The following is a 24,865-nucleotide window of genomic DNA, read 5'->3' on the forward strand; positions in this document are numbered from 1 at the left end:
GTAAGGCTCCCGGTAGACGACCGGGTTGATAGGCCGGAGGTGGAAGCACGGTAACGTGTGGAGCTGACCGGTACTAATAGGCCGAGGACTTGACCTCAAAGCTTTTTTGCTCGCGTCCACTAGGCAATTCTGAGACAGCAAACGGCGTTGTTCGTTTGATGGTTTCATAGGGTTACGGCGGTTATGGCGGGAAGGAAACACCCGGTTACATTCCGAACCCGGAAGTTAAGCTTCTCTGCGCCGATGGTACTGCACTCGGGAGGGTGTGGGAGAGTAGGTCACCGCCGGACAATCTTTCGAAGAAGGCCCCACACGGTTGTGTGGGGCCTTCTTCGCGTTCACAGACAGCGCACACGAACGAGGGCCACCCCCAGCAGCCGGGGTGGCCCTTTTTTGCGTTCGGGGACCAGTGGGGGTCAGACGCGCTGCCACAGGGCCGGGACGTTGGACGGCTCCCAGCCGGCCTGTGACGTGTGCCCCTGCAGGCACCGGTACGTCGCCCCGCCGTACGTCACCTGGTCACCCGCCTGGTAGGTCACCCCAACCTTCCAGGTTCCGCCGCCCGGAGGCGGGCTCGTCGTGGGCGTGGGGGTAGGAGTCTGCGTGGGGGGCACGCCCTGGACGTTGAGGACGAAGTCGAACGTCGCCTCCTTCCCCGAGCCGACGGGACGGACGTTCATGAGGAGTCTCGGGTCGTAAATGGTGTCGGTGTTGTTGCGCGGCTCACCGGGGAAGTAGAGCTGCGTGGTGAGGATTCCTCGGCCAGGAGCCTGCGCCTTGACGTGGATGTGCCTGGTACGGCCGGGGTAGAGGCCGGGCACGATGGTGGTGAGCTTGAAGGCGCCCTGGGCGTTCGTGTACTGGTGCCCACGGAAGTTGTACGTGACGTTGTCGTAGTTGCCGTTGGTGTCGGCCTGCCAGAAGTCGAGCAGGACGTTCGCCAGCGGCTGACAGGAGACCCCAAACACGTATCCGCTCACCGTCAGCGGCGTCCCCGAACCGGGGAGGGTCGAGCGCTGAGGGGAGTTCGGCTTGAAGTAGGGGCCCTCGGTCTGCGCGATCGTGAGATCGTCGCCGTCGTCGCAGAACGGGGTGGGCTCAAGCTGCCGGCCGCTCCCGACCATGGTGCGGGCCAGCGCCGGCACCTCGCCGATCAGGAACGGGACCGGTGTCGCTATGAGAGCCGCCTTGAACAGCGCCTTCCTGGTGATTCCGCGCTGCCTTTCCTCGCGAGAGTTCTCGCCTTCCACGATGGCCTCCTTGAAAGCGCCTGCTGGGGGGTAGAGCAGGCTGTTCTCCAAGGTGGCACCCGGCTGGGGAGGTGAGTACCCTCTAATTTTCTATACGATTCACGATATGTTTGCCCGGCGTCCAGAGCGCTACGCGTGGTCAGTAGGGTTGAGGGGTGGATTATCGTGCGGTTGAACGCGCCATCCTGGAGCGGGGCGTCGAGTGGGATTTCGAGCCGACGCTCGACAGGATCGCCGCCCTTATGGATTTGCTCGGCTCGCCTCAGCGGGCGTACCCGGTCATACACATCGCCGGCACCAACGGCAAGACGAGCACGGCGCGGCTGACCGAGGCGCTGCTGCGGGAGCGCAACCTGAGGGTGGGTCGCTTCACCAGCCCGCACCTGGTCACGGTGCGCGAGCGCATCACGGTCGACGGCGAGCCCCTGAGTGAGGAGCGCTTCGCCGAGGTCTATGAAGAAATCCTGCCCTACGTCGAGCTGGCCGACGCGCAGGGGCACCGGCGCATCCAGTTCTTCGAGCTGCTGACGGCCATGGCGTTCGCGGCGTTCGCCGACACGCCGGTCGACGTCGCGGTCATCGAGGCGGGCATGGGCGGGTCCTGGGACGCGACGAACGTCGCCGACGGGCTGGTGTCGGTCATCACCCCCATCTCCCTCGATCACATGGATCGTCTGGGTCCTGACATCCCGAGCATCGCCGGGGAGAAGGCCGGGATCATCAAGCCGGGCGCCACGACCGTGCTGGCTCAGCAGGAGCTGGCCGCGGCCGAGGTGCTGATGCGCCGCGCGGCCGAGGTCGGCGCGGTCGTGGCCCGCGAGGGGCTGGAGTTCGGCGTGCTCGGCAGGGAGATAGCGATGGGCGGGCAACTGCTCACGCTGCGCGGGCTCAAGGGCGTCTACGACGAGATCTACCTGCCGCTCTACGGCAGCTACCAGGCCAGCAACGCGGTCTGCGCGCTGGCCGCCGCCGAGGCGCTGACCGGCGGTGACGATCCGCTCGACGTCGAGCTGGTGCGCCAGGCGTTCGCCCAGGCGGCCTCGCCCGGCCGGATGGAGGTCGTCCGGCGCACCCCCACCGTGGTGATCGACGCCGCGCACAACCCCGGCGGGCTGGAGGCGAGTCTGGAGGCGCTGCACGAGGCGTTCGACTTCGCCAAGGTGATCGGCGTGGTCGCGGTGATGCGCGACAAGGACGTCCAGACCCTGCTGGAGCTGCTGGAGCCGATGGTCGAGGAGATCGTGGTGACGCGTAACTCCTCGCCCAGGTCGTTGTCGGCGCAGGAGCTCGCGGCGCTGGCCGTGCCGCTGTTCGGCGAGGACCGTGTGCACGTCGTCGAGCGGCTCGACGAGGCCATCGACAGGGGCATCGGCATGGCCGACGCTGCAGGGGAGTTCAGCGGGACCGGGGTGTTCATCACCGGTTCGGTGGTGACGGCGGGAGATGCCCGGCATCTGCTCAAGGCGGATGGTGTGAGATGAATTTCGAGGTTACGCCGGGTATGCGCAGGCTCGGCGCGAGCGTGCTCGGCATGGAGGCCATCGTGGCCGGGCTCGTCACGCCGGTGGCGATCACCGTGGGCGGCGTCGCCCCCGCGCTCGCCGTCACCGTGGGCATCGGGCTCGCGGTGCTGTGCGTGGTCGCCGCGGGCCTGCTCAAGCGGCCCTTCGGGTACGTCATGGGCAGCGTCATCCAGGTGCTGGCCATCGCCACGGGCTTCGTCGTGCCGACGATGTTCTTCCTCGGCGCGATCTTCGCCGCGCTGTGGATCACTGCGATTATCGTCGCTCGCCGTGTCGAGGGCGTGACTTCCCGCTAAAGTCGGCCTACATGGCCGTCCCCCCAAATCAACGGTCGCCGCATCCGGCTGGCCTCAGACGTTCATGGCTGCTCGACGTGGTGCTCGGGCTGCTCGTCCTCGTGGCGTTGCCGCTGGCGATCGTCGCGATCCCCAACACGTTGTCCGTGGTCGCCGACCTGCTGCCGGGCGAGTTCGACCAGATCGGGCTGAGCCGTACGCACGGGCTGGCGCTGCCCGCCCTGATGCTGACCGTGCCGCTCGCGGCCGTCGCGTTGCGGCGGATGAAGGTGGCCCACGTGCTGGTCGCGGGGCTCGCACTGGTGGCCGTGGCCGACGCGGCGGGCGGATACGCGGCTTCCGAGCTGGTCGTCGGTGTCGTACGCGTACTGCGCGGCGTCGGCGGCGGCCTGATCGTCCCGGCCACGCTGGTGGCGGTCTGGGATCGCACACCCGCTCTGCGCGGCCTGTGGGCCGGGGTGCTCGGCGTCAGCCTGTTGGAGGCTCAGGCGTTCGCGCTCTGGCCGTTGGTCGACGTGACGAGCTGGAAGGTCACGCTGCAGCCCTACCCGATGGCCACCGGGGTGGGGCTGGCGCTGGCGGCGGCGTACCTGGTGGTCTGGAGGTTCGCCGGGCAGCGGCCCGCGCCCGCTCCGGACGTCAGGGAGCGCGGCCGGCTGCTGCTCGCGGCGGTGCCCGCGGCGGGCATCGCGGTGGTGGCGATCAGCACGGCGAGCGCCGGGTGGGGGGTCGTCCCGGTGATGCTGCTGGCGGGGCTGGCGATCGCCGGGCTGCTGGCGCTCGGCTCGATCGGACGGGCGGAGAGTCGCACGCACGCGTACACGATGGTGGCCGTCGGGGTGGTGCTGCTGCCGAGCGCTGCGCAGGTCACGCTGGTGGAGATGGGCGGTCTGGGCGGGCCGGGGCTGCGCGGGCTGTGGGCGCCGTTCGGCGTGGCGGCGGTGCTCGCGGTCGCCGCCGGGGTGGGCGTGCGGATGTTCGCCAAGGGCGTGGGGCGGCTCGCGGCGCCGCTCGGGCTGCTGGCGATGGTGGTCGGTCTGTGCTCGGTGCGGCTGGTCGTGCCGTCGGCCGACGGGCTGGTGCTGGCGGTGCCGTTCACGTTGCTCGCAGTGGGGGCGACAGTCGCGGTGACGGCCACGCTCGGCGAGGTCGGGATCGGTGCGGCGGCCTTCGGGCTGTCGTTGTGCTTCGCGGGGGTGCTCGCGGGCTACCTGCTGGGCACCGGCGTGCAGATGTGGATGCTGGAGGGCGTCGGGTCGCGCCAGGAACTGGTCGACAGCTTCGTGGGCGCGTTGCACTGGTGGTCGTTGATCGGCGGGTTCCTGCTGGTGGGCGTCATCGTCCTGGCGGCGGTGATGGGGCGGCGGCCGTCCCGGGAGGAGGAACCGCCGTCCGGGGGCGAGTCGGCGGAGGTCGCGGTCGCGGTGGGGGCCGGCCGGGGCAGCGAGGCGGCGGCGGAGGAGCCGGTCAGGACGTGGGGCTCGGTCGTTCCAGAAGGTCCTCCCGCGCCGGAGGAGGGCGAGCCCGTGCCCGCGGTGCCGCCCCAGGCGCCCTCGCCCGAGGACGGCGAGCGGTCCTGACGTCCCTCGCCCGCGGGCGTGACACCTGTGGCGCCCGGGCGGAGTCCTGAAGTCGTCGTCCGCGCGCGTCATGCCTGTGGCGTCGACGGTGTGGGCGCGGACGGTAAGCTGAGCGACGGCTATGGCGACGCGAGGGCCTATGCCCCGCGGAGCGCCCTCGTGGTCAGGCCAGGCGCCCGTAGCCGTGACCCGAATCTGTTCAAAGGAGAACCACACGTGTCCGAGCGCACTCTTGTCCTGATCAAGCCCGACGGGGTGAAGCGTGGCCTCATCGGTGACGTGATCGCCCGCGTGGAGCGCAAGGGCCTCAAGGTCGTGGCGATGGACCTGCGCACCCTCGACGCCGACACCGCCAAGGCGCACTACGCCGAGCACGCCGAGAGGCCGTTCTTCGGCGAGCTGGTCGACTTCATCACGTCGGCGCCGCTCGTGGCCATGGTCCTTGAGGGCCCGCGTGCCATCGAGGCCTTCCGCGCGCTGGCCGGCGCCACCGACCCGGTCAAGTCCGCCCCCGGCACGATCCGCGGCGACCACGCCCTGGAGATCGGTGAGAACGTCGTCCACGGCTCCGACGCGCCCGAGTCCGCGGCCAGGGAGATCAAGATCTTCTTCCCCGACCGCTTCTAGCAGTCAGCTTCACCCGCGCGCCCGCCGGCTTCACGCCGTGCGGGCGCGTCTTTTTGTCGGCGGCGGGTTGTAGCGTTCCAAGTCTGGCAGGCGCTGACGCAGTTGATCCGGTCGTGTGGGTGCAATTCGGGCAAAATCCAGGTTGAGGTAGGGGCTGGAGATTTTTGTGGAGCGCGAGGGCTCATTGCGCTCACTGGTGGGTACGTCACGTTACGATTCGAATTCGATCCGTAGTCATTCGCGAACGACGTTACGGAGGGCTCCGTTCCCCATGGGCAGCAAGCTCGCGTTTCTCGGCCGTGACATGGCGGTCGATCTGGGCACCGCCAACACGTTGGTATACGTGCGTGGCCGGGGCATCGTGCTCAATGAGCCGTCAGTCGTAGCGATCAACACCACCACAGGCAAGATCGTGGCGGTGGGCATCGAGGCCAAGCGAATGATCGGTCGTACGCCCGGCAACATCGTCGCGGTCCGCCCGCTGAAGGACGGCGTGATCGCCGACTTCGACGTCACCGAACGGATGTTGCGCTACTTCATCCAACGAGTGCACAGACGACGCCATTTCGCCAAGCCACGCATCATCATCGCCGTGCCGAGCGGCATCACCAGCGTCGAGCAGCGCGCGGTGAAGGAAGCCGGCTACCAGGCAGGCGCCAGGAAGGTCTACATCGTCGAGGAGCCGATGGCCGCCGCCATCGGGGCCGGGCTGCCGGTCCACGAGCCCACCGGGAACATGGTGGTCGACATCGGCGGCGGCACCACCGAGGTGGCCATCATCTCGATGGGGGGCGTGGTCACCAGTCAGTCGATCAGGATCGGCGGTGACGAGCTCGACCAGGCGGTGATCACGTTCGCCAAGAAGGAGTTCTCGTTGATGCTCGGCGAGCGCACCGCCGAGGAGATCAAGATGGCGATCGGGTCGGCCTGCCCCAACGGTGAGGAGTCCCACGCCGAGGTGCGCGGGCGAGACCTCATCAGCGGGCTGCCCAAGACGATCATCGTGTCGAGCGAGGAGATCCGCAAGGCCACCGAGGAGCCGGTCAACGCGATCGTCGACGCGGTGAAGACAACGCTCGACAAGTGCCCGCCCGAGCTGTCGGGCGACATCATGGACCGCGGGATCGCCCTGACCGGCGGCGGGGCCCTGCTGAAGGGCCTCGACGAGCGGGTCAAGGCCGAGACCGGCATGCCCGTCCACCTGGTGGAGAACGCCCTCGACTCGGTCGCCATCGGCTCGGGCAAGTGCGCTGAGGAGTTCGAGGCCCTGCAGCAGGTGCTGGTTCCGGAGTCGCGGCACTGATGAGAGACTCGCGCCGGGCCCGGCTGATCCTGGGAGTGCTGCTGATGGCGGCGTTGGTCGTGCTGACCATCGACCATCGTGCGGGCGACAGCTCACCGCTGCGTCCGCTGCGCTCGGCGGGGTCCTGGGTGTTCGGCGCGGCGGAGCGGTTCGGCGGGGGCGTGGTGCGTCCCGTCGGCGGCTTCCTGCACGCCCTGGCCAGCGCGCCCAGCGCGCAGCGGCACATCGAGCAGCTCCAGGCGGAGAACGCCCGGCTGCGTGCCGGCCTGTCCTCCAGCACGCTCGACGCCACCCGCTCGGCGGAGCTCAAGAAGCTGCTCGGCCTGTCGGGCACCGGCGGCTACAAGGTGGTCACCGCCAACGTGGTGGCCAGGCGGGGGCAGCCGGGGTTCGAGGACAGCGTGCAGATCGACGTGGGCACGGGTGACGGGGTGCGTCCCGACATGACGGTGCTCAACGGCGACGGGCTGGTCGGCCGGGTCATCCACGCCTCGGCCACCACCTCGACGGTGGTGCTGCTCAGCGACCCCGCCTCGGCCGCCGGGGGGCGGTTGGAGGGCGGCCAGGAGATCGGCGTGGTGCACGGCGTGGGGGAGAACGGGCGGCTCGTGCAGTTCAGGCTGCTCGACTCGACGGCGCCGATGGAGCGGGGCGGGCGCATCGTCAGCTTCGGCTCCAAGAACGGGCGGCCGTACGTGCCGGGGGTGCCGATCGGGGTGATCGAACGCGTCGAGTCGACGCCCGGGGAGCTGACCCGGATCGCCTACGCCAGGCCGTTCGCCGACCTGACGGCGCTCGACGTGGTCGGGGTGGTCGTCGAGGGGCCCAAGCGGGACCCGCGTGACGCGGTGCTGCCGGCCAAGGAGGGAGCGCGGTGACCGGGGACGGCACAACCTCCGACGGGGCTGCTGCTGGTGTGGTGATCGGGGGATGAGTGGCGTGCTGCTTTCGGCGGGGACGGAGGCGCGGTGATCGGGGCGATGGTCGTGGTGCTGGCGTTGCTGGCACAGGTCATGCTGGTCAACCGGCTGCCGTTGCCGGCGGGCGGCGCGCCTGACCTGGTGCTGCTGGCGGTGGTGGGCGTGGCGCTCGACCGCGGGCCGGTGGCGGGGGCGATGGCCGGGTTCTTCTCGGGGCTGCTGGTGGACCTCATGCCGCCGACGGCGCACCTGATGGGCCAATACGCGTTCGTGCTGGCGCTGGTGGGTTACGTGGCGGGGCGCGGCGCGGGCGGGCCGGCGACGACCGTCGTGCTGTGCGTGCTGATCGCGCCGCTGGTGGCCGTCGGGGTGGCCGGGCTGCTCTCCGATCCGCGGGTGTCGCTGTCGACGCTGACCCAGCAGGTGCCCGTCACCGTTCTCTACACGCTCATCGTGGCGCCGGTGGTGATCTGGCTGGCCACCCGGGGGAGACAGCCGAGGTACTCGACATGATCCGCATGCGTGCCAGGTTGCTGGTGCTGCACATTCTGGTGGTGCTGCTGCTCGTGGTGCTGGCCGTACGGCTGTGGCAGGTGCAGGTCGTGCGCGGCCAGGAGTTCGTGACCAGGGCGATGGAGACCAGGACGCGCACGGTGATCGTGCCCGCGGTGCGGGGGCAGATCCTCGACTCCTCGGGGCGTCCGCTGGTGCGCAACAGGACGGCGCTGGTCGTGTCCGTGGACAGGACGAAGCTGAACCGGATGCCCGGCGGGGGCATGAGCGTGCTGCGCAGGCTCTCCTCGGTGCTCGACCGGCCGGTCAAGGACCTGCGGCAGCGCATCACGCCGTGCGGGCCGGGGGTGGGCAAGCCGTGCTGGACGGGGTCGCCGTACCAGCCGGTTCCGCTGGACGAGAAGGTGGACACGCGCGAGGCGTTGCAGATCCTGGAGCGGCAGGAGGAGTTCCCCGGGGTCACCGCCGAGATCCACTCCGTCCGGCAGTACCCGGGTGGCCGGGCCGGGGCGCAGATGCTGGGCTACCTGCAGCCGGTGACCGAGGCGGAGCTGGAGAAGCGCGAAGGGCTCAAGGCCAGCTTCTCCGGCGTCGACCTGGCGGGGCGCGACGGCATCGAGTACGTCTACGACGACGCCCTGCGCGGCAAGTCGGGGCTGCGCAGGGTGCAGGTCGACCGGATGGGCAAGGCCCTCGGGGTCGAGGAGCAGGTGCAGCCGGTCGCCGGGGACCACCTGGTGACCAGCATCGACGCGCGGGTGCAGGCGGTGACGGAGAAGGCGCTCGCCAACGCGATGAAGAACGCGCCGGGGGCGGACGGCGGCGCCGCGGTGGTGCTGGACGCGCGTTCCGGGCGGGTGGTGTCGGTGGCCAGCGCGCCGGGGTACGACCCGGAGATCTGGGCCGGGGGCATCTCGGCCAAGGGTTACCAGTGGCTGCTGTCGGACAAGTCGGGCAAGCCGCTGGTGTCGCGGGCGATCAACGGGCAGTTCGCGCCCGGTTCGACGTTCAAGGTGTCGTCGGTGTCGTCGATGTTGCGGGCCGGGTATCCGATCAACGGCACGTACGACTGCCCGGGGTCGTACATGGTGGGCGACCGGTCCTTCAGCAACTTCCGGGGGATCGGCCTCGGGCAGATGAACCTGCACACGGCGCTGGTCAAGTCGTGCGACACGATCTTCTACCGGGCGGCGTACGAGCAGTACCTGAAGGACGGCGGGCGAAACCCGAAGAAGCGGACGAAGGAAGTGTTCGCCAACACGGCCAGGGCCTTCGGGTTCGGCCGTCCGACCGGCGTCGACCTGCCGGGCGAGTCCTCCGGGCGCATCCCCGACCGGGCCTGGAAGAAGGACCTGTGGAACCGGACCAGCGCGACGAGCTGCGAACGGTCGCGCAAGGGTTATCCGGAGGAGAAGGACCAGGCGCGGGCCGACTTCCTCAAGCGCCTGGCGCTGGAGAACTGCACCGAGGGCTTCCTGCTGCGGCCCGGTGACTCGGCCAACTTCGCCATCGGGCAGGGCGACGTCCTGGTGACGCCGATGCAGCTCGCGCGGGCGTACATGGCGCTGGTGAGCGACGGCAAGGTCCGCAGCCCGCGCATCGGGTGGGCGCAGGTGCGGCCGGACGGAAAGGTGGTCAAGACCATCGACGTGCCGGTGGTCGGCAAGCTGCCGATCAGCGACAAGGAACGCCTCTACATCAAGAACGCGCTGAGCCAGGTGCCCTCCGACGGCACCGCGGCCGGGGCGTTCACCGGCTTCCCCATGGACAAGGTGCGCATCGGCGGCAAGACCGGTACCGCGGAGGTGTGGGGCAAGAAGGACACCTCGTGGTTCGCGTCGTTCGCGCCCACCAACAATCCGCAGTTCGTGGTGGTGGTCATGGTGTCGCAGGGCGGCATGGGCGCCTCGACCGCGGCGCCGGCCGCACGCGAGATCTACGAGGGCATCTACGGCTTCAAGGGTGAGCCTGCGGCCGTGCCCGGCGGCAGGCTGCCGACCAAGCTGCCGAAGTTCGCGCCCGACGGGACGGTGATCCACCAATGACGCGCGCCATGGCGCAGCGGCGGCCCTCGCTCATCCAGCGGGCGATCGGCGAGCACTCGGTGGTGCGGCGCATGGACGGGCTGATGCTCGTCGCGGTGGCCGGGCTGTGCGTGATCGGCACCCTGCTGGTGTGGTCCTCGACCCGCACGTGGGCGCCCGGGGCCACCGGGCTGGTGAAGAAGCACCTGCTCAACGAGGTCATCGGCGTGACGCTGTGCGCGGTGGTGGCGATGGTGGACCATCGGGCGATGCGGGCGTACGCGCCGCTGGTGTTCCTGGTGTCGCTGGTGGGCCTGGCGCTGGTGATCACACCGCTGGGAGCGACGATCAACGGGTCGCACTCGTGGATTCTGCTCGGAGGCGGCTTCGCGGTGCAGCCGTCGGAGTTCGCCAAGGTCGGGCTGCTGTTGATCATCGCGATGCTCCTGGCCCAGCCCGCGGAGGGCAGCGACCGGCCGCGCGGCCTGGACATCACGCTGGCCCTCATCGCGGCGGGCATCACGATGGGGCTGGTGATGTTGCAGCCCGACCTCGGCACCGCGCTCGTGCTCGCCGTGATCACGGCGGCCGGGCTGGTGATCGGGGGCGTGCGCAAGCGGTGGATCGTGGCGCTGGTGCTCGTGGCGGCGGCCGGGGTGTTCAGCGTGTTCTACTTCAACCTGCTGGAGCCGTACCAGGTGGCGCGGTTCACCGCGTTCGTCGATCCGAAGGTGGATCCGCGCGGGGTGGGCTACAACAGTACGCAGTCGCTGATCGCGATCGGCTCGGGGCAGTTGCTGGGCAAGGGGCTCTTCGGCGGCGGGCAGACGACCGGCCGGTTCGTGCCCGAGCAGCACACCGACTTCATCTTCACGGTGGCGGGGGAGGAGTTCGGGTTCATCGGGTCGGTCACCGTGGTGCTGCTGCTCGGCGTGGTGCTGCTGCGCGGGCTGAAGGTCGCCAGACACTGCGACGACCGGTTCGGCACGCTGGTCGCGGGCATGATCGTGTGCTGGTTCGCGTTCCAGACGTTCATCAATGTCGGGATGACGATCGGGATCATGCCGATCACGGGTCTGCCGCTGCCTTTCGTGTCATATGGCGGTACTGCCACGTTCGCGAATCTCATGGCGGTCGGGCTGCTCCTGGCCATCAGAGTGCGGCGGCAGTCGTTCCATTAGAAGAATGCGCGGGCCCTCCGACCGGCGCGTTGCCGCGGGGGCCGGACCTGCCACCGTCCGCGCGCCGCTACCCTGGACGGTATGCCTGTCGAGTCGATATTCCACCGCCTGGAAGCGCTGCTGCCCAAGGTGCAGAAGCCCATCCAGTACGTCGGGGGTGAGCTCAACTCGACCGTCAAGGACTGGGACTCCGCCGACGTACGGTGGGCGCTGATGTACCCGGACGCCTACGAGGTCGGGCTGCCCAACCAGGGCGTGGCGATCCTCTACGAGATCCTCAACGAGCTGCCCCGCACCCTGGCCGAGCGCACCTACGCGGTCTGGCCGGACCTTGAGGCGCTCATGCGGGCCGAGGGCGTGCCGCAGTTCACCGTCGACGCTCACCGGCCGGTGCGCGCCTTCGACGTGCTCGGCCTGTCGTTCTCGACCGAGCTCGGCTACACCAACATGCTGACCGCGCTCGATCTGGCCGGGATCCCGCTCAGGGCCGTCGACCGGGGTGAGGACGACCCGATCGTGCTCGCCGGCGGTCACGCGGCCTTCAACCCCGAGCCGATCGCCGACTTCCTCGACGCCGCCGTGCTCGGCGACGGCGAGCAGATCTCGATCGCCATCTCCGAGGTCATCCGCGAATGGAAGGCCGAGGGGCGTCCCGGGGGGCGCGACGAGCTGCTGATGCGGCTCGCCGAGTCCGGCGGCGTCTACGTGCCGAAGTTCTACGACGTCGACTACCACCCCGACGGGCGCATCAAGCGGGTCGCGCCCAACAGGTCCGACGTGCCGTGGCGGGTGCACAAGCACACCGTGATGGACCTCGACGAGTGGCCCTATCCGAAGAAGCCGCTGGTGCCGCTGGCCGAGACGGTGCACGAGCGGTTCAGCGTGGAGATCTTCCGCGGCTGCACGCGCGGCTGCCGCTTCTGCCAGGCGGGCATGATCACCCGTCCGGTACGGGAGCGTTCGATCACCACGATCGGCGCCATGGTCGACAACGGCATCAAGGAGTCCGGCTTCAACGAGGTCGGCCTGCTGTCGTTGTCCTCGGCCGACCACTCCGAGATCGGCGAGGTCGCCAAGGGCCTGGCCGATCGCTACGAGGGCACCAACACCTCGCTGTCCCTGCCCTCGACCAGGGTCGACGCGTTCAACATCGACCTGGCCAACGAGTTCTCCAGGAACGGCAGGCGCTCGGGTCTCACGTTCGCCCCCGAGGGCGGCTCCGAGCGCATGCGCAAGGTGATCAACAAGATGGTCACCGAGGAAGACCTCATCCGCACGGTCACCACCGCCTACTCGCAGGGCTGGCGGCAGGTGAAGCTCTACTTCATGTGCGGCCTGCCCACCGAGCAGGACGAAGACGTGCTCGGCATCGCCGACCTGGCCAAGAAGGTCATCCAGGCGGGCCGCGAGGCCACCGGCAGCCGCGACATCCGCTGCACCGTCTCCATCGGCGGGTTCGTGCCCAAGCCGCACACCCCGTTCCAGTGGGCCGGGCAGGCCGACCACGAGACCGTCGACAGGCGGCTCAAGGCGCTGCGCGACTCGCTGCGCGGCGACAAGCAGTACGGCCGGGCCATCGGCTTCCGCTACCACGACGGCAAACCGTCCATCGTGGAGGGCCTGCTCTCGCGGGGCGACCGCAGGGTCGGCGCGGTGATCAGGGCCGTCTGGGAGGGCGGCGGCAGGTTCGACGGGTGGAGCGAGCACTTCTCCTACGACAGGTGGATGCAGGCCGCCGAGAAGGCGGGCGTCGACGTCGACTGGTACACCACCCGCGAGCGGGCCGAGAACGAGGTCCTTCCGTGGGACCACCTCGACGCCGGGCTCGACCGTGAATGGCTCTGGCAGGACTGGCAGGAGGCCGTGTCCGGCAGCGAGGTCGAAGACTGCCGCTGGACCCCGTGCTACGACTGCGGGGTCTGCCCGACCATGGGCACCGAAATCCAGATAGGCCCGACAGGGCGCAAGCTCCTTCCTCTCACGGTGGTCTAGCGCGCTCAGTGGGCGGGCCGTGTCACGGCGTACACGTCCACGTGTCACGGCGGCTTATCCTGGGATGAAGGAACTCTTACAAGGGAAGGACGCAAAGCTCTGAAACCTGTTCCCGACGGGCCTCCGCCCGCGCCCACGGTGCAGCGCCTTCGCGTGCGTTACGCCAAGCGCGGTCGTCTGCGCTTCACCAGTCACCGCGACATCTCGCGGGCCGTCGAGAGGGCGGTCCGTCGTGCCGGTATTCCGGTGGCCTTCAGCGCGGGCTTCTCACCCCACCCGAAGATCTCCTACGCGGGCGCAGCGCCGACCGGCGTCGCCAGCGAGGCCGAATACCTCGAGATCGGTGTCACCACGCAGTGTGACCCCGAGCAGGTCAAGTCCAGCCTGGACACGTCGCTGCCGCCCGGTCTCGATGTGCTCGACGTCGTGGAGGCGGGCCCGGGGGGGCTGGCCGACCGCCTGGAGGTCTCCGACTGGGAGGTACGCCTGCCCGGCGCCGATCGCGAGCTCGCCCAAGTGGCGGTGGAGAAGTTCCTCGCGGCGGGCACCGTGGAGGTCGAGCGCCTCACCAAGAAGGGTCCCCGGCGCTTCGACGCGCGGGAGGCCGTCCTGAGGCTCGTGGTGTCCGAGGGAACAGACAGAACCGCAGCTCAGGTGCCAGGACAGACGTGTGTCATACTGCGCATGGTTGTTCGGCACATGACGCCTGCCGTTCGACCCGATGATGTGCTCACAGGGCTGCGCCTTGTGGCCGACTTCGCGCCGCCGGTCCCCCCCGAGGTGACCAGGCTGGCGCAGGGGCCGCTCGACGCCAGCACCGGTGCGCTTGCCGACCCGCTCGGCCTTGACCGCGACACGACGCGCGGCGGCGAGGCGGGACCGGCGGGTGAGCACGTCGTCGGCTAAGGAGGTGCCCTGCGTGAGCGGGGCGCCACCGCTGACAGGACTTGGCGCCCGCGCCTCCCTTCCGGAGGCGGGGGCGGACAACGAGACACGAGGGCTCCTGCGCGGCGCGGCGACGCGCCCGGGAGCTGACGGGAGAGCGCCCGCATGCTCGACAACGAGCCCAACGCCGGGGCCACTGGCCCTGACGGGGAGACAACTGAACAGCCCAAGGTGACCAGGCGGAGCCGCTCCGCGAGCCGCCCGGCGGGTCCCCCGCCGGAGCTGCCGGAGGAGCCGGCCGGCGCCCCGACCACGGTCGCGGCCGCGCAGGTCGCGCCGTCGGTTGCCGACGTGCAACCGGTGCAGACCAACGCCGTGCAGCGCGCGGCCGGAGAGCCCGCCCCCGACGCGGGGCGCGGCCGCAGAACCCGGGCCCGCGCGGCGGCGCCCGCCGCCGGAGCCGCCCAGGGCACTCAGGCACAGCCCGGCGCGCCCGAGGGCGCCGCGGCTGGAGCCGGCGCCCTTGCAGCCGGTACGCCCGAAGATGTCACGGCTGCGGCCGGTACGCCGGAAGGAGCCGCGTCCGGGGCCGTCGTGCCCGAGGGGCCGGCTCCGCAGCAGGCCGAGAGCCCTGCCGCTTCGCAGGCCGGCACCTCGGCCGAGACCGTCGCGGCGCCGGTCGTGAACCGGCGGGAAGCCGCCGAGCGGGCCGCCGGTGCGGCCGAGCCGGTCGTGGCGCCCGTGGTGCAGAGTCCGGAGGCCGAGAGCCTGGCCTACGCGGGCGGCCCGGCCGACGCCGGAGCCCGCGAGGTGGCCAGTGTGGTGGAGGCCGCCGTGGCCGACGCCGTGGCCGACGCCGCCGACGTTCCCGAGGAGAAGCCCAAGCGGGCCACGCGGACGCGGTCCACCGCGACCACGACGCGGCGCCGTACGACGAAGAAGGCCGAGCCGGAGGTCGCGGGAGCGCTCCCGGAGGAGGAGCCCGAGGCGCCGAGGCGGCGGCGTACGCGGAAGAAGGCCGAAGAGGTCGTCGTGGAGGCGCCGGCGGGCGCCGACGTCGAGGTCGTCGCGACGCCCTCCGACGTCGAGGTGGCCGTCACCGTGCCCGAGGCCGCGGAGGCGGCCGACGAGGACATCCTGGAGATCCTGCCCGAGGACGAGCCGCTCGACGACGAGCCCGCCGGCGAGGACCTCGACGAGGACGTCGACCGGCCGAGCCTGCTCGCCGACCCCTTCGGACTGGGCGCGCGCAGGCGGGACGAGCCCGGCACGGCGTTCCAGCGTCCGGCGGCCATCTTCGCGCCGCTGTTCCAGGCCCCCGACCCCAGCCAGGGCAAGCCCGCCGTGATCCGGCGGCCCGAGCCCGAGCCGGAGCCCGAGGAGATCGAGGAACTGCTCGACGAGACCCTCGTCGAGGACGAGGGCGACATCGACACCTCCGACGAGCAGGAGGAGGAGGAGGGCGGCGGTCGCCGTCGCCGCCGCCGTCGCGGCGGCAGGGGCCGCGGCAAGTCGCGCGAGCGTGACGAGGGCGAGGAAGGCGAGGAAGGCGACGAAGAGGGCGACGAGGACCAGGGCGAGGAGGCCCAGGAGGAAGAAACCGCCGGCTCGCGTCGTCGTCGCCGTCGTCGCCGCCGCGGCACCGAGGAGACCCTGGAGCCCTCCAGCGACGACCCGCCGAACACGGTGGTGCGCATCCGCGCGCCGCGTTCCGGCCGGGCCGCCTCCCTGGAGACCGCCATCGACGGCGTGCAGAGCGTGCGCGGCTCGACCCGCCTGGAGGCCAAGAAGCAGCGCCGCCGTGAGGGGCGCGAGCTCGGCCGCAGGCGTCCGCCGATCATCACGGAGTCGGAGTTCCTGGCCCGCCGCGAGTCCGTCGACCGCATGATGGTGGTGCGCCGCCACGGCGACCGTACGCAGATCGCGGTCCTCGAGGACGGCGTGCTCGTCGAGCACTACGTCAACCGCGAGGCCAGCCAGTCCTACGTCGGCAACGTCTACCTGGGCAAGGTCCAGAACGTGCTGCCGTCGATGGAGGCCGCGTTCGTGGACATCGGCAAGGGGCGCAACGCCGTTCTGTACGCCGGTGAGGTGAACTTCGACACCGCCGGGCTGGAAGGACAGCCCAAGCGGATCGAGGTGGCGCTGAAGTCCGGCCAGTCGGTGCTGGTGCAGGTCACCAAGGACCCGATCGGCCACAAGGGCGCCCGGCTCACCTCGCAGATCAGCCTGCCCGGCCGCTACCTGGTGTACGTGCCGGACGGGTCGATGACCGGCATCAGCCGCAAGCTGCCCGACAAGGAGCGCACCCGGCTCAAGAGCATCCTGAAGAAGGTCATGCCGGAGAACGCCGGTGTGATCGTCCGCACCGCGGCCGAGGGCGCCTCCGAGGACGAGCTGGCCCGCGACGTGGCCCGGCTGTCGGCCCAGTGGGAGAACATCCAGAAGAAGGCCAAGTCGGCCAGCCCGCCCGAGCTGCTGTCGGCCGAGCCCGACCTGACCGTCCGGGTCGTGCGCGACGTGTTCAACGAGGACTTCACCTCGCTGGTCGTGCAGGGCGAAGACGCCTGGGACACCGTCGACGAGTACGTCAAGTACGTCGCGCCGCACCTGGGTGAGCGCCTGTCGCGCTGGGACACCGGGCAGGGCGACGTGTTCGAGTCGTACCGGATCGACGAGCAGCTGGGCAAGGCGCTGGAGCGCAAGGTGTGGCTGCCGAGCGGCGGCTCGCTGGTGATCGACCGTACCGAGGCGATGACCGTCGTCGACGTCAACACCGGCAAGTTCACCGGCCAGGGCGGCAACCTCGAAGAGACCGTCACCAGGAACAACCTGGAGGCGGCCGAGGAGATCGTGCGCCAGCTGCGGCTGCGTGACATCGGCGGCATCATCGTGATCGACTTCATCGACATGGTGCTGGAGTCCAACCGCGACCTGGTGCTGCGGCGGCTGCTGGAGTGCCTGGCGCGCGACAGGACCAAGCACCAGGTCGCCGAGGTGACCTCGCTGGGCCTGGTGCAGATGACGCGTAAGCGGGTCGGTCAGGGGCTGCTGGAGGCGTTCTCGACGCCTTGTGAGTGCTGCAACGGGCGTGGGCTGATCGTCTCGACCGAGCCGGTCGAGACCAAGCCCGAACCGCGCGGCACGCAGGGCAAGATGGCGATCGAGAAGGCGGTCTCGGACAAGGTTTCCGCGGCCAAGGACTCCGCCAGCCGTGATACCGTGACCGGTGCGCTTGATGACGTCCCGGCTGAGGACGACCAGGCCAGCCAGACTTCCGGCAGAGGGCGGCGACGCTCCCGCCGAGCCAAGTCCGCCGAGTAGCTTCGGCAGGCTTCCGACGATCCGTCCGGTTCGCCTAGGGCACCGTTAAGCGGTACCCTGGTGAATCGGTGCGTCAGGTGACGTGCCCTGTTGGCGCGCTTACTCGGTTCGTCGGTTTGAGACAGGCCGAATGATAGGCGCAGCATTCGGCGGTCGCCTCGATGCGGGGCGGCTGAGGTCAACAGCGAGTCAGTAGAAGGGTTCCGCGGTGTACGCGATCGTTCGTTGCGGCGGCAGGCAGCAGAAGGTCTCCGTCGGTGACGTCCTCGAGGTGGACAAGGTCGCCGGCGAGGTCGGCTCTTCGGTTTCGCTGCCGACGGTGCTCGTCGTCAACGACGGCGATGTGACCACCGAGGCGGGCAAGTTCACAGTCAGCGCCGAGATCCTCGGTGAGACCAAGGGCCCGAAGATCCGCATTCTCAAGTACAAGAACAAGACCGGTTACAAGAAGCGCCAGGGTCACCGTCAGCGGTACACCCAGGTGAAGATCACCGGTATCGACCAGGCCTGATCGGGAGTTTGAGAGATGGCACACAAGAAGGGCGCGTCGTCCACCCGGAACGGCCGTGACTCCAATGCTCAGCGCCTGGGCGTCAAGCGCTTCGGCGGCCAGCTGGTGAACGCGGGCGAGATCATCGTTCGTCAGCGCGGCACCCACTTCCACCCCGGCGACAACGTCGGCCGCGGTGGCGATGACACGCTGTTCGCGCTGGCCGCAGGCCACGTGCAGTTCGGCGTCAAGCGCGGTCGTCGCGCCGTCAGCATCGTTCCCGTCGCGGAGTAATCAGCTTCGCTTCGGTGTTGCTTCAAGGGGTGGATCGCCTGTCGATCCACCCCTTAGGCGTTTTCTGGGGCCCTGTGGGGGCGCCCGGTTGTAGTTGATCTTGTATGCCCTGGTGGGCTGATGGAGGAGAGCTGGATGCCGGACTTCGTGGACCAGGTGGTCCTGCACGTCAAGGCCGGTGACGGGGGGAACGGGTGTGCCTCCATCCACCGGGAGAAGTTCAAGCCGCTCGGCGGCCCCGACGGGGGGAACGGCGGCCGCGGCGGCGACGTGATCCTTGAGGTCGATCCCAACACCGCGACGCTGCTGGACTATCACCGGAGTCCCCATCGCAAGGCCGACAACGGCAAGCAGGGGCAGGGCTCCAACCGTGACGGTGCCAACGGCGACGACGTGATCCTCGTCGTCCCGAACGGGACCGTGGTGAAGGACGCCCGCACGGGTGAGGTGCTGGTGGACCTCGTGGGGGCCGGCACCCGGTACGTGATCGCGCAGGGCGGCCACGGCGGGCTCGGGAACGCCGCGCTGGCCACGGCCAGGCGCAAGGCGCCCGGGTTCGCGCTGCTGGGGGAGCCCGGCGACGGCCTCGACGTCATGCTGGAGCTCAAGAGCGTCGCCGACGTGGCGCTGGTCGGGTTCCCGAGCGCGGGCAAGTCGTCGTTGATCGCGGCGCTGAGCGCGGCCAAGCCGAAGATCGCGGACTACCCGTTCACCACGCTCATCCCCAACCTGGGGGTCGTGACGGCCGGCGAGAACGTGTTCACCGTCGCCGACGTGCCCGGGCTGATCCCGGGGGCCTCGCAGGGAAAGGGGCTCGGGCACGAGTTCCTGCGTCATGTCGAGCGCTGCGACATGCTCGTGCACGTCATCGACTGCGCGACCATGGAGCCGGGGCGCGACCCGATCAGCGACTACGAGGTGATCGAGGCCGAGCTGCGGGCGTACGGGAAGCTTGAGGACCGGCCGCGGATGATCGTGCTGAACAAGGCCGACGTGCCCGACGCGCGGGAGCTGGCCGACATGGTCAGGGCCGAGTTCGAGGAGCGGGGGCTGCAGGTCTTCGTCATCTCGGCGGCCACGCACGACGGGTTGCGGGAGCTCACGTACGCGATGGGCGAATGGGTGGCGGCGGCCAGGGCCAACAAGCCGGTCGAGGAGCCCACCCGACTGGTGATCCGGCCCAAGCAGCTCGGCGAGGCCGGGTTCAAGGTGCGGCGGGTCAACGAGAACCTGTTCCAGGTCACCGGGGAGAAGCCGGAGCGGTGGATCCGGCAGACCGACTTCAGCAACGACGAGGCCGTCGGTTACCTGGCCGATCGGCTCGAACGGCTCGGCGTGGAGCAGGAGCTGGTCAAGGCGGGCGCCAAGGCTGGGGCCGAGGTGGTCATCGGGCCGATGGAGGGCGGGTACATCTTCGACTGGCAGCCGACGCTCAGCGCCGAGTCGGTGCGACAGGGGCCGCGGGGCTCGGACAACCGCCTGAGGTAGACAACCGGCTTGGTGGCTGCCTTTTGGGTCGGACGGTCCATGGGGGACCAAGCCCTTGGAGTGGATAGCTCGTGGCGTGACCGGCTCGTGGGCTGATCGGCCCCTGGGGTGGGTTGTCGTCGTCGGTAGGCGAGTGGTGAATGCGCCGGGCTCTGGGGCTCGGCGCATTCGCGCGTTTGCGCGGTAGTTCTCACTTGCGGTTCACGGCGTTGAAGCGGTGGTTTCGCAGGCGGCCAGGAAGGCGCCCGTGCGCTGTCGTGCACTGACGGTTACGTCGAAGGGCGGTAGGACGGCGGCGTGATGGCGGTGCGGGGGTCGTTCAGCAGGGGGCGGTTGGGTGGTGGTGCGGGGGGCGTTCAGTGGGGGTTCTGCGGGGAGTGAAGGGGGCCGGGGGTGGGGGTGTGGCTCGGATAGGCTGCCAGGCGTGCGGGAACAGATCAGCTCAGCGTCGAGGGTAGTCGTCAAGGTCGGCTCCTCCTCGCTCACCACCCCCCAGGGCGTGATCGACGTCGACCGGGTTGACGCCCTCGTCGACGTCCTGGCGGCGCGGCGGCGCGCCGGGACGCAGATCGTGCTGGTCTCGTCGGGAGCGATCGCGGCGGGCCTCGGCCCGCTGGGGTTGTCGGCGCGACCACGCGACCTGGCCACCCAGCAGGCGGCCGCCTCCGTCGGCCAGGGGGTGCTGGTCGCGCGCTACACCTCCTCCTTCGCCCGCTACGGCCTGCGCGTCGGCCAGGTGCTGCTGACCGCCGACGACATGATGCGCCGCGCCCACCACGCCAACGCCCAGCGCACCCTGGCCCGGCTGCTGGAGCTGGGCATCGTGCCGATCGTCAACGAGAACGACACGGTCGCCACGGACGAGATCAGGTTCGGTGACAACGACCGGCTCGCGGCGCTGGTCTCCCACCTGACCCACGCCGACGCGCTGGTGCTGCTGTCCGACGTCGACGCCCTCTACGACGGCCCGCCGAGCAGGGCGGGCTCGCGCCGGCTGGCCGAGATCCGCGGCCCCGAAGACCTGGTCGGCGTCGAGCTGGGCAGGAACGGCGCGGCGGTCGGCACCGGCGGCATGGTGACCAAGGTCCAGGCGGCCAGGATCGCCACGGGCGCGGGCGTGCCGGTCGTGCTCACCGGCGCCGCCCACGCCGCCCAGGCGCTCGCCGGGGCCGACATCGGCACCTACTTCCACCCCGGCGGCCGCCATCCCGGTACGCGGCTGCTGTGGCTCGCCCACGCCACCACCGGGCGCGGCCGGCTGCACCTCGACCAGGGGGCGGTCGAGGCGATCGTGGGCCGTCGCAAGTCGCTGCTGCCCGCCGGCGTGACGTCCGTGGAGGGCGAGTTCGCCGCGGGCGACCCCGTCGACCTGTGCGCGCCGCAGGGCGCGGTGGTGGCGCGCGGCCTGGTCAACTTCGACGCCGCCGAGATCCCCGAGCTGCTCGGACGCTCCACGAGAGAGCTGGCCAGCGCGCTCGGTCCGGAATATGAACGCGAGCTGATCCACCGCGACGACATCGTCATACTGGAAGCCCATCACCAGTGAGGAGCACGCGATGTCCGAGGAGTTCCTGAAGGTCGCCCGCGCGGCACGAGAGGCCGCCGCCGAGCTGGCCCCGCTGCCGCGGGCGCCCAAGGACCGGGCGTTGCGGGTGATCGCCGACGCCCTGGTCGCGCACGCGGCGGAGATCGTCGAGGCCAACGCCGAGGACGTCGAGCGGGCGCGGGCCCAGGGCACGTCCGAGGCGATGATCGACCGGCTGCGGCTCGACGAGGCCAGGGTCGGGGCCATCGCCGAGGCCGTGCGTGAGGTGGCCGACCTGCCCGACCCGGTCGGCGAGGTCGTCAGGGGCGGCACGCTGCCCAACGGGCTGGAGCTGCGGCAGGTCAGGGTGCCGCTGGGCGTGATCGGGATCATCTACGAGGGGCGTCCCAACGTCACGGTCGACGCCGCCGCGCTCTGCCTCAAGAGCGGCAACGCGGTGCTGCTCAGGGGCTCGTCGAGCGCCTACTCCGCCAACACGGCGCTGGTGCGGATCATGCAGGACGCGCTCGCGGGCACGCAGGTGCCCGCCGGGGCGGTGCAGCTCGTGCCGGGCCGGACGCGCGACTCGGTCAAGGAGCTGATGCGCGCCCGCGGGCTGGTCGACGTGCTGATCCCGCGCGGCGGCGCGGCGCTGATCAACTCGGTGGTCGAGGAGTCCACGGTGCCGGTGATCGAGACCGGCGTCGGCAACTGCCACGTCTACGTCGACGCGGAGGCCGATCTCGACCTGGCCGTGCAGATCCTGGTCAACTCCAAGGCGCAGCGGCCGTCGGTGTGCAACGCGGCCGAGACGTTCCTCGTCCACGAGGGGGTCGCCGACGCGTTCGTGCCCAGGGCGCTGCGGGCGCTGGCCGAGGCCGGGGTGACCGTCCACGGTGACGAGCGGATCGCCGGTTACGGCGAGGTCGTGCCGGTTACCGAGGACGACTTCTTCACCGAGTACCTGTCACTGGACATCGCCGCCGCCGTCGTCGGCTCGCTGGAGGAGGCCGTCGCCCACATCCGGCGCTACGGCTCCGGGCACACCGACGCCATCGTCACCCGGTCGCAGCCGGCCGCCCGCCGCTTCGTCGCGCTCGTCGACTCGGCGGCCGTGGCGGTGAACGCCTCGACCAGGTTCACCGACGGGGGCGAGTTCGGGTTCGGCGCGGAGATCGGCATCTCCACGCAAAAGCTGCACGCGCGTGGGCCGATGGGCCTGCCGGAACTGACCTCCACCAAGTGGATCTACACGGGAGAAGGGCATCTGCGCACGTCAGAAGGCACCGTGGTGCCCGGCCCGGCTTGCGGTTAGTCGGCGTGTCGGGCTGACCGGCGGCCCGCGGCCTGGGTTGACTGGGTGTCATGGAAATTGTCGTCGCCCTTGTCTTCTCCGCCGCGGTGCTGTTCGGCGCCGACCGCCTGCTGCTCTGGCTGGAGCGCCGCGGTCACGTCAACTGGCGCAGGAAGGGGCGCAAGACCCTGTCCGAGGAACCCACGGCCGAGCTCGACAGCATGCTCTCCGACCGTTCACACCGATAAAGGTTCAACGGCTCCGGCGCGCCGCGGGCGTCAACCGTCGTCCCAGCGCTAGGGTTGTGTCCCTTATGGGCGCGCCGGGCGGGGAGGGACGGTGAGCAAGCTCGGCAAGGTCGGGCCGTACAGCCTGGTCGAGCGGCTCGGCCGAGGAGGGATGGGCGAGGTCTACCTCGCCACCACCCGCCGTGGCGAGCAGGTCGCACTCAAGGTCCTCCACGACCTGGCCGAGGACGAGATGTCCCGGGTCAGGCTGGAGCGCGAGGTGCGGGCGCTGCGCAGGGTCGAGAGCCCCTACGTGGCCAAGGTGCTCGACGCCGACCTGAGCTGCGCCCGGCCCTACCTCGTCATGGAGCACATCGAGGGCGTCACGCTGCTGGAGCGCGTACGCCAGAGCGGGCCGCTCGACCTCGGGCAGCTCGTGCACATGGCGCAGGGCATCGCCGCGGCGCTGGCCATCATCCACGCGGCCGGGGTCGTGCACCGTGACCTGAAGCCGGGCAACATCATCATGGGCACCGAGGGGCCGGTCCTCATCGACTTCGGCATCGCGCAGGTGCTCGACGCGACCAGGCTCACCATGACCGGCACGTTCCTCGGCACGCCCGGGTACACCGCGCCGGAGATCTTCGCCGACGAGCAGGTCGACTCGCCCGCCGACGTGCACGCCTGGGCGGCCACGGTGGCGTTCGCGGCGACCGGGCGGCCCACGTTCGGGCGCGGCACGGCCGAGGCGCAGATGTACGCGGTGCTGAACGGGCAGGCCGACCTCAAGGGCGTGCCGGTGGCGTTGTTGCCGCTGGTGCGGGCCGCGCTCAACCGGGAGCCCGGCAAGCGGCCCACCGCCGCGCTGCTGGCCGACCGGCTCTCCAGGCTGGCCAAGGCCACCAACGGGCCCGACGGCGACGCGCCCGCGGCCGCCGAGGAGGCGTCCAGGGGCGAGGGCGCGCGGAGCCGGGCGAACGGTACGGCGGCCGAGATCCCCGCGCCACGCGGCCGGGCCGGTACGGAGGGCAAGACGCCCGTGCCGCGCGGCCGTACGGGCACGGACGGGAAGACGTCCGTACCGCGCACGCGTACCGGCGTGGACGGGAAGCCGCCCGTACCCAGGAACCGGACCGAGCCGCCCGCGGCGAGAAGCCGGGCCGACGGCGCGACCTCGGGCGCGCGCCCCAGGCCGGGCACGGACGGCGCGGCCCCCGGATCGCGCGCCAGGACGGGCGCGGACGGCGCGACCCCCGGCCCCCGCGCCAGGACCGGCACCGAGGGAACGCGCGCCAGGACCGGCACCGACGGTCCGGCCCCCGGCGCCCGCGCCAGAACGGGAGCGGAGGGGACACGCGCCAGGACCGGCACCGAAGGGACGCGGCCCAGAACGGGCGCCGAAGGGACGCGGGCCAGGGCCGACGGCGCGGTACCCCCGCCGCGAGCCAGGACGAGCACCGACGGAAAGGCCGCCGCGTCCCGCTCCAGGACCGGCGCGGACCCCAAGACGGGCCCGCGCGCGCGGGCGACGGCGGCCGTGCGGGGCAGGTCACAGGACGGCCGGCGGGGCGGGCTCAGGGCCGAGGCGCCGACCACGCTGCCCGCGGGCAACACCGCTCTGCTGCTGTTGGCGGTGCTGGCGGTGCCGTGCGTGGTGACGTCGGTGATCTGGCCCATCGCCTCCATCGCCATCACGACGGCGTTCGTGGTGCTGACCAGGACGCTCTGGATGAGTCATTGGCTGGTCAGGAAGCGCAGCGCGCGTCGCATGCGGATCGCGCTGCGCGTGTTGCTGTTCCCGTTCGCGCTGACCGGGGCGGCGGCGACCGCCGTGGTGTGGCCGGGGGTGCCCGTCGCGGTGGCGTCGGGCGGTGCGCTCTGGGTGACCGGCGGCGGTCAGATCGACTCCGACTGGTGGCAGCAGCCGGCGCCCGTGACGGTCGCGGCGGTGGTGTTCGGCATGTTGTGCGGCGGTATCACCGGGCGCGAGATCGAGCGGATCGGCGGCAAGCTGCCGGAGTTGCGCAGAGAAGGGCTGCGCGCACTGGCCGTGCTGGGCGGGTTCGTCGCCCTGTGCGCGGCCGCCGTGCGCGCGATCGCCCTTCTGCTGTAGGCGGCGAGGACGGCCG

At 70.7% G+C, this 24,865-nt stretch carries 20 protein-coding genes and 2 rRNA genes; 21 read left to right on the forward strand and 1 reads right to left on the reverse strand.

Translation table 11 applies throughout. The features are described from left to right. Together ACIHAD_RS05020 and rrf are read left to right on the forward strand one after the other, a co-directional pair. Nucleotides 1–97 (forward strand): 23S ribosomal RNA (locus tag ACIHAD_RS05020); the annotation flags it as partial. Nucleotides 98–173: 76 nt separating this feature from the next. Beyond that, nucleotides 174–290, forward strand: a 5S ribosomal RNA gene (gene rrf / locus ACIHAD_RS05025). Between the two features lie 126 nt (nt 291–416). Here rrf and ACIHAD_RS05030 read toward each other — a convergent pair. After that, on the reverse strand, nt 417–1,250 hold the full coding sequence (locus tag ACIHAD_RS05030; protein ID WP_397353060.1) for a carbohydrate-binding protein: 834 nt from the start codon (nt 1,248–1,250) through the stop codon (nt 417–419). Nucleotides 1,251–1,405: 155 nt separating this feature from the next. On the opposite strand from ACIHAD_RS05030, the gene ACIHAD_RS05035 reads away from it, so the two are divergent. From ACIHAD_RS05035 to ACIHAD_RS05125, 19 genes are all read left to right on the forward strand, one after another. After that, nucleotides 1,406–2,731 carry a bifunctional folylpolyglutamate synthase/dihydrofolate synthase gene (locus ACIHAD_RS05035; protein ID WP_397353062.1) on the forward strand — a complete coding sequence of 442 codons (1,326 nt, stop codon included), beginning with the start codon at nt 1,406–1,408 and terminating at the stop codon, nt 2,729–2,731. Beyond that, complete coding sequence (locus ACIHAD_RS05040; protein WP_397353063.1) at nt 2,728–3,069, forward strand: DUF4233 domain-containing protein; 342 nt, start codon at nt 2,728–2,730, stop codon at nt 3,067–3,069. Before ACIHAD_RS05035 ends, ACIHAD_RS05040 begins: the two co-directional genes overlap by 4 nt. An 11-nt stretch (nt 3,070–3,080) precedes the next feature. Then, the gene (locus ACIHAD_RS05045; RefSeq protein ID WP_397353064.1) at nt 3,081–4,649 is read left to right on the forward strand and encodes a hypothetical protein; all 1,569 of its coding nucleotides are present in this window, start codon (nt 3,081–3,083) and stop codon (nt 4,647–4,649) included. Between the two features lie 216 nt (nt 4,650–4,865). Further along, a complete protein-coding gene (gene ndk / locus ACIHAD_RS05050) occupies nt 4,866–5,276 on the forward strand; it encodes a nucleoside-diphosphate kinase (protein WP_397353065.1) in 411 nt (136 codons plus the stop codon). A 271-nt stretch (nt 5,277–5,547) separates the two neighbouring features. Next, a complete protein-coding gene (locus ACIHAD_RS05055) occupies nt 5,548–6,579 on the forward strand; it encodes a rod shape-determining protein (protein ID WP_352358052.1) in 1,032 nt (343 codons plus the stop codon). Beyond that, nucleotides 6,579–7,457 carry a rod shape-determining protein MreC gene (gene mreC / locus ACIHAD_RS05060; protein ID WP_397353066.1) on the forward strand — a complete coding sequence of 293 codons (879 nt, stop codon included), beginning with the start codon at nt 6,579–6,581 and terminating at the stop codon, nt 7,455–7,457. Before ACIHAD_RS05055 ends, mreC begins: the two co-directional genes overlap by 1 nt. Nucleotides 7,458–7,547: 90 nt before the next feature. Further along, nucleotides 7,548–8,012 carry a rod shape-determining protein MreD gene (gene mreD, locus ACIHAD_RS05065; protein ID WP_397353067.1) on the forward strand — a complete coding sequence of 155 codons (465 nt, stop codon included), beginning with the start codon at nt 7,548–7,550 and terminating at the stop codon, nt 8,010–8,012. After that, nucleotides 8,009–10,057: a penicillin-binding protein 2 gene (mrdA, locus tag ACIHAD_RS05070; protein WP_397353068.1), complete on the forward strand. Its 2,049-nt coding sequence runs from the start codon at nt 8,009–8,011 to the stop codon at nt 10,055–10,057. Before mreD ends, mrdA begins: the two co-directional genes overlap by 4 nt. Next, nucleotides 10,054–11,217: a rod shape-determining protein RodA gene (rodA, locus tag ACIHAD_RS05075; RefSeq protein ID WP_397353069.1), complete on the forward strand. Its 1,164-nt coding sequence runs from the start codon at nt 10,054–10,056 to the stop codon at nt 11,215–11,217. Before mrdA ends, rodA begins: the two co-directional genes overlap by 4 nt. 81 nt (nt 11,218–11,298) lie before the next feature. Next, on the forward strand, nt 11,299–13,209 hold the full coding sequence (locus ACIHAD_RS05080) for a TIGR03960 family B12-binding radical SAM protein (RefSeq protein ID WP_397353070.1): 1,911 nt from the start codon (nt 11,299–11,301) through the stop codon (nt 13,207–13,209). A 153-nt stretch (nt 13,210–13,362) separates the two neighbouring features. Beyond that, nucleotides 13,363–14,115, forward strand: coding sequence for a TIGR03936 family radical SAM-associated protein (locus ACIHAD_RS05085; protein ID WP_397353071.1), 753 nt, complete (start codon nt 13,363–13,365; stop codon nt 14,113–14,115). Nucleotides 14,116–14,259: 144 nt separating this feature from the next. Then, complete coding sequence (locus ACIHAD_RS05090; RefSeq protein WP_397353072.1) at nt 14,260–17,418, forward strand: Rne/Rng family ribonuclease; 3,159 nt, start codon at nt 14,260–14,262, stop codon at nt 17,416–17,418. A gap of 208 nt (nt 17,419–17,626) precedes the next feature. Continuing rightward, entirely contained in the window at nt 17,627–17,929 is a 303-nt protein-coding gene (rplU, locus tag ACIHAD_RS05095; protein ID WP_049575732.1) for a 50S ribosomal protein L21, read from the forward strand. Between the two features lie 15 nt (nt 17,930–17,944). Further along, a complete protein-coding gene (rpmA, locus tag ACIHAD_RS05100) occupies nt 17,945–18,202 on the forward strand; it encodes a 50S ribosomal protein L27 (RefSeq protein WP_012893687.1) in 258 nt (85 codons plus the stop codon). Between the two features lie 135 nt (nt 18,203–18,337). Then, nucleotides 18,338–19,690: a GTPase ObgE gene (gene obgE / locus ACIHAD_RS05105; RefSeq protein WP_397353073.1), complete on the forward strand. Its 1,353-nt coding sequence runs from the start codon at nt 18,338–18,340 to the stop codon at nt 19,688–19,690. 424 nt (nt 19,691–20,114) lie between these two features. Further along, nucleotides 20,115–21,236, forward strand: coding sequence for a glutamate 5-kinase (gene proB / locus ACIHAD_RS05110; RefSeq protein ID WP_397353074.1), 1,122 nt, complete (start codon nt 20,115–20,117; stop codon nt 21,234–21,236). Nucleotides 21,237–21,246: 10 nt separating this feature from the next. Then, nucleotides 21,247–22,530 (forward strand): glutamate-5-semialdehyde dehydrogenase, encoded by a 1,284-nt coding sequence (locus ACIHAD_RS05115; protein ID WP_397353075.1) that lies wholly within the window; start codon nt 21,247–21,249, stop codon nt 22,528–22,530. A gap of 50 nt (nt 22,531–22,580) precedes the next feature. After that, the gene (locus tag ACIHAD_RS05120; protein WP_397353076.1) at nt 22,581–22,757 is read left to right on the forward strand and encodes a hypothetical protein; all 177 of its coding nucleotides are present in this window, start codon (nt 22,581–22,583) and stop codon (nt 22,755–22,757) included. A 91-nt stretch (nt 22,758–22,848) separates the two neighbouring features. After that, entirely contained in the window at nt 22,849–24,849 is a 2,001-nt protein-coding gene (locus ACIHAD_RS05125) for a protein kinase (protein WP_397353077.1), read from the forward strand. Nucleotides 24,850–24,865 lie beyond the last annotated feature (16 nt).

The organism is Nonomuraea sp. NPDC052265, assembly GCF_044547985.1.
Taxonomy (GTDB): Bacteria; Actinomycetota; Actinomycetes; order Streptosporangiales; family Streptosporangiaceae; genus Nonomuraea.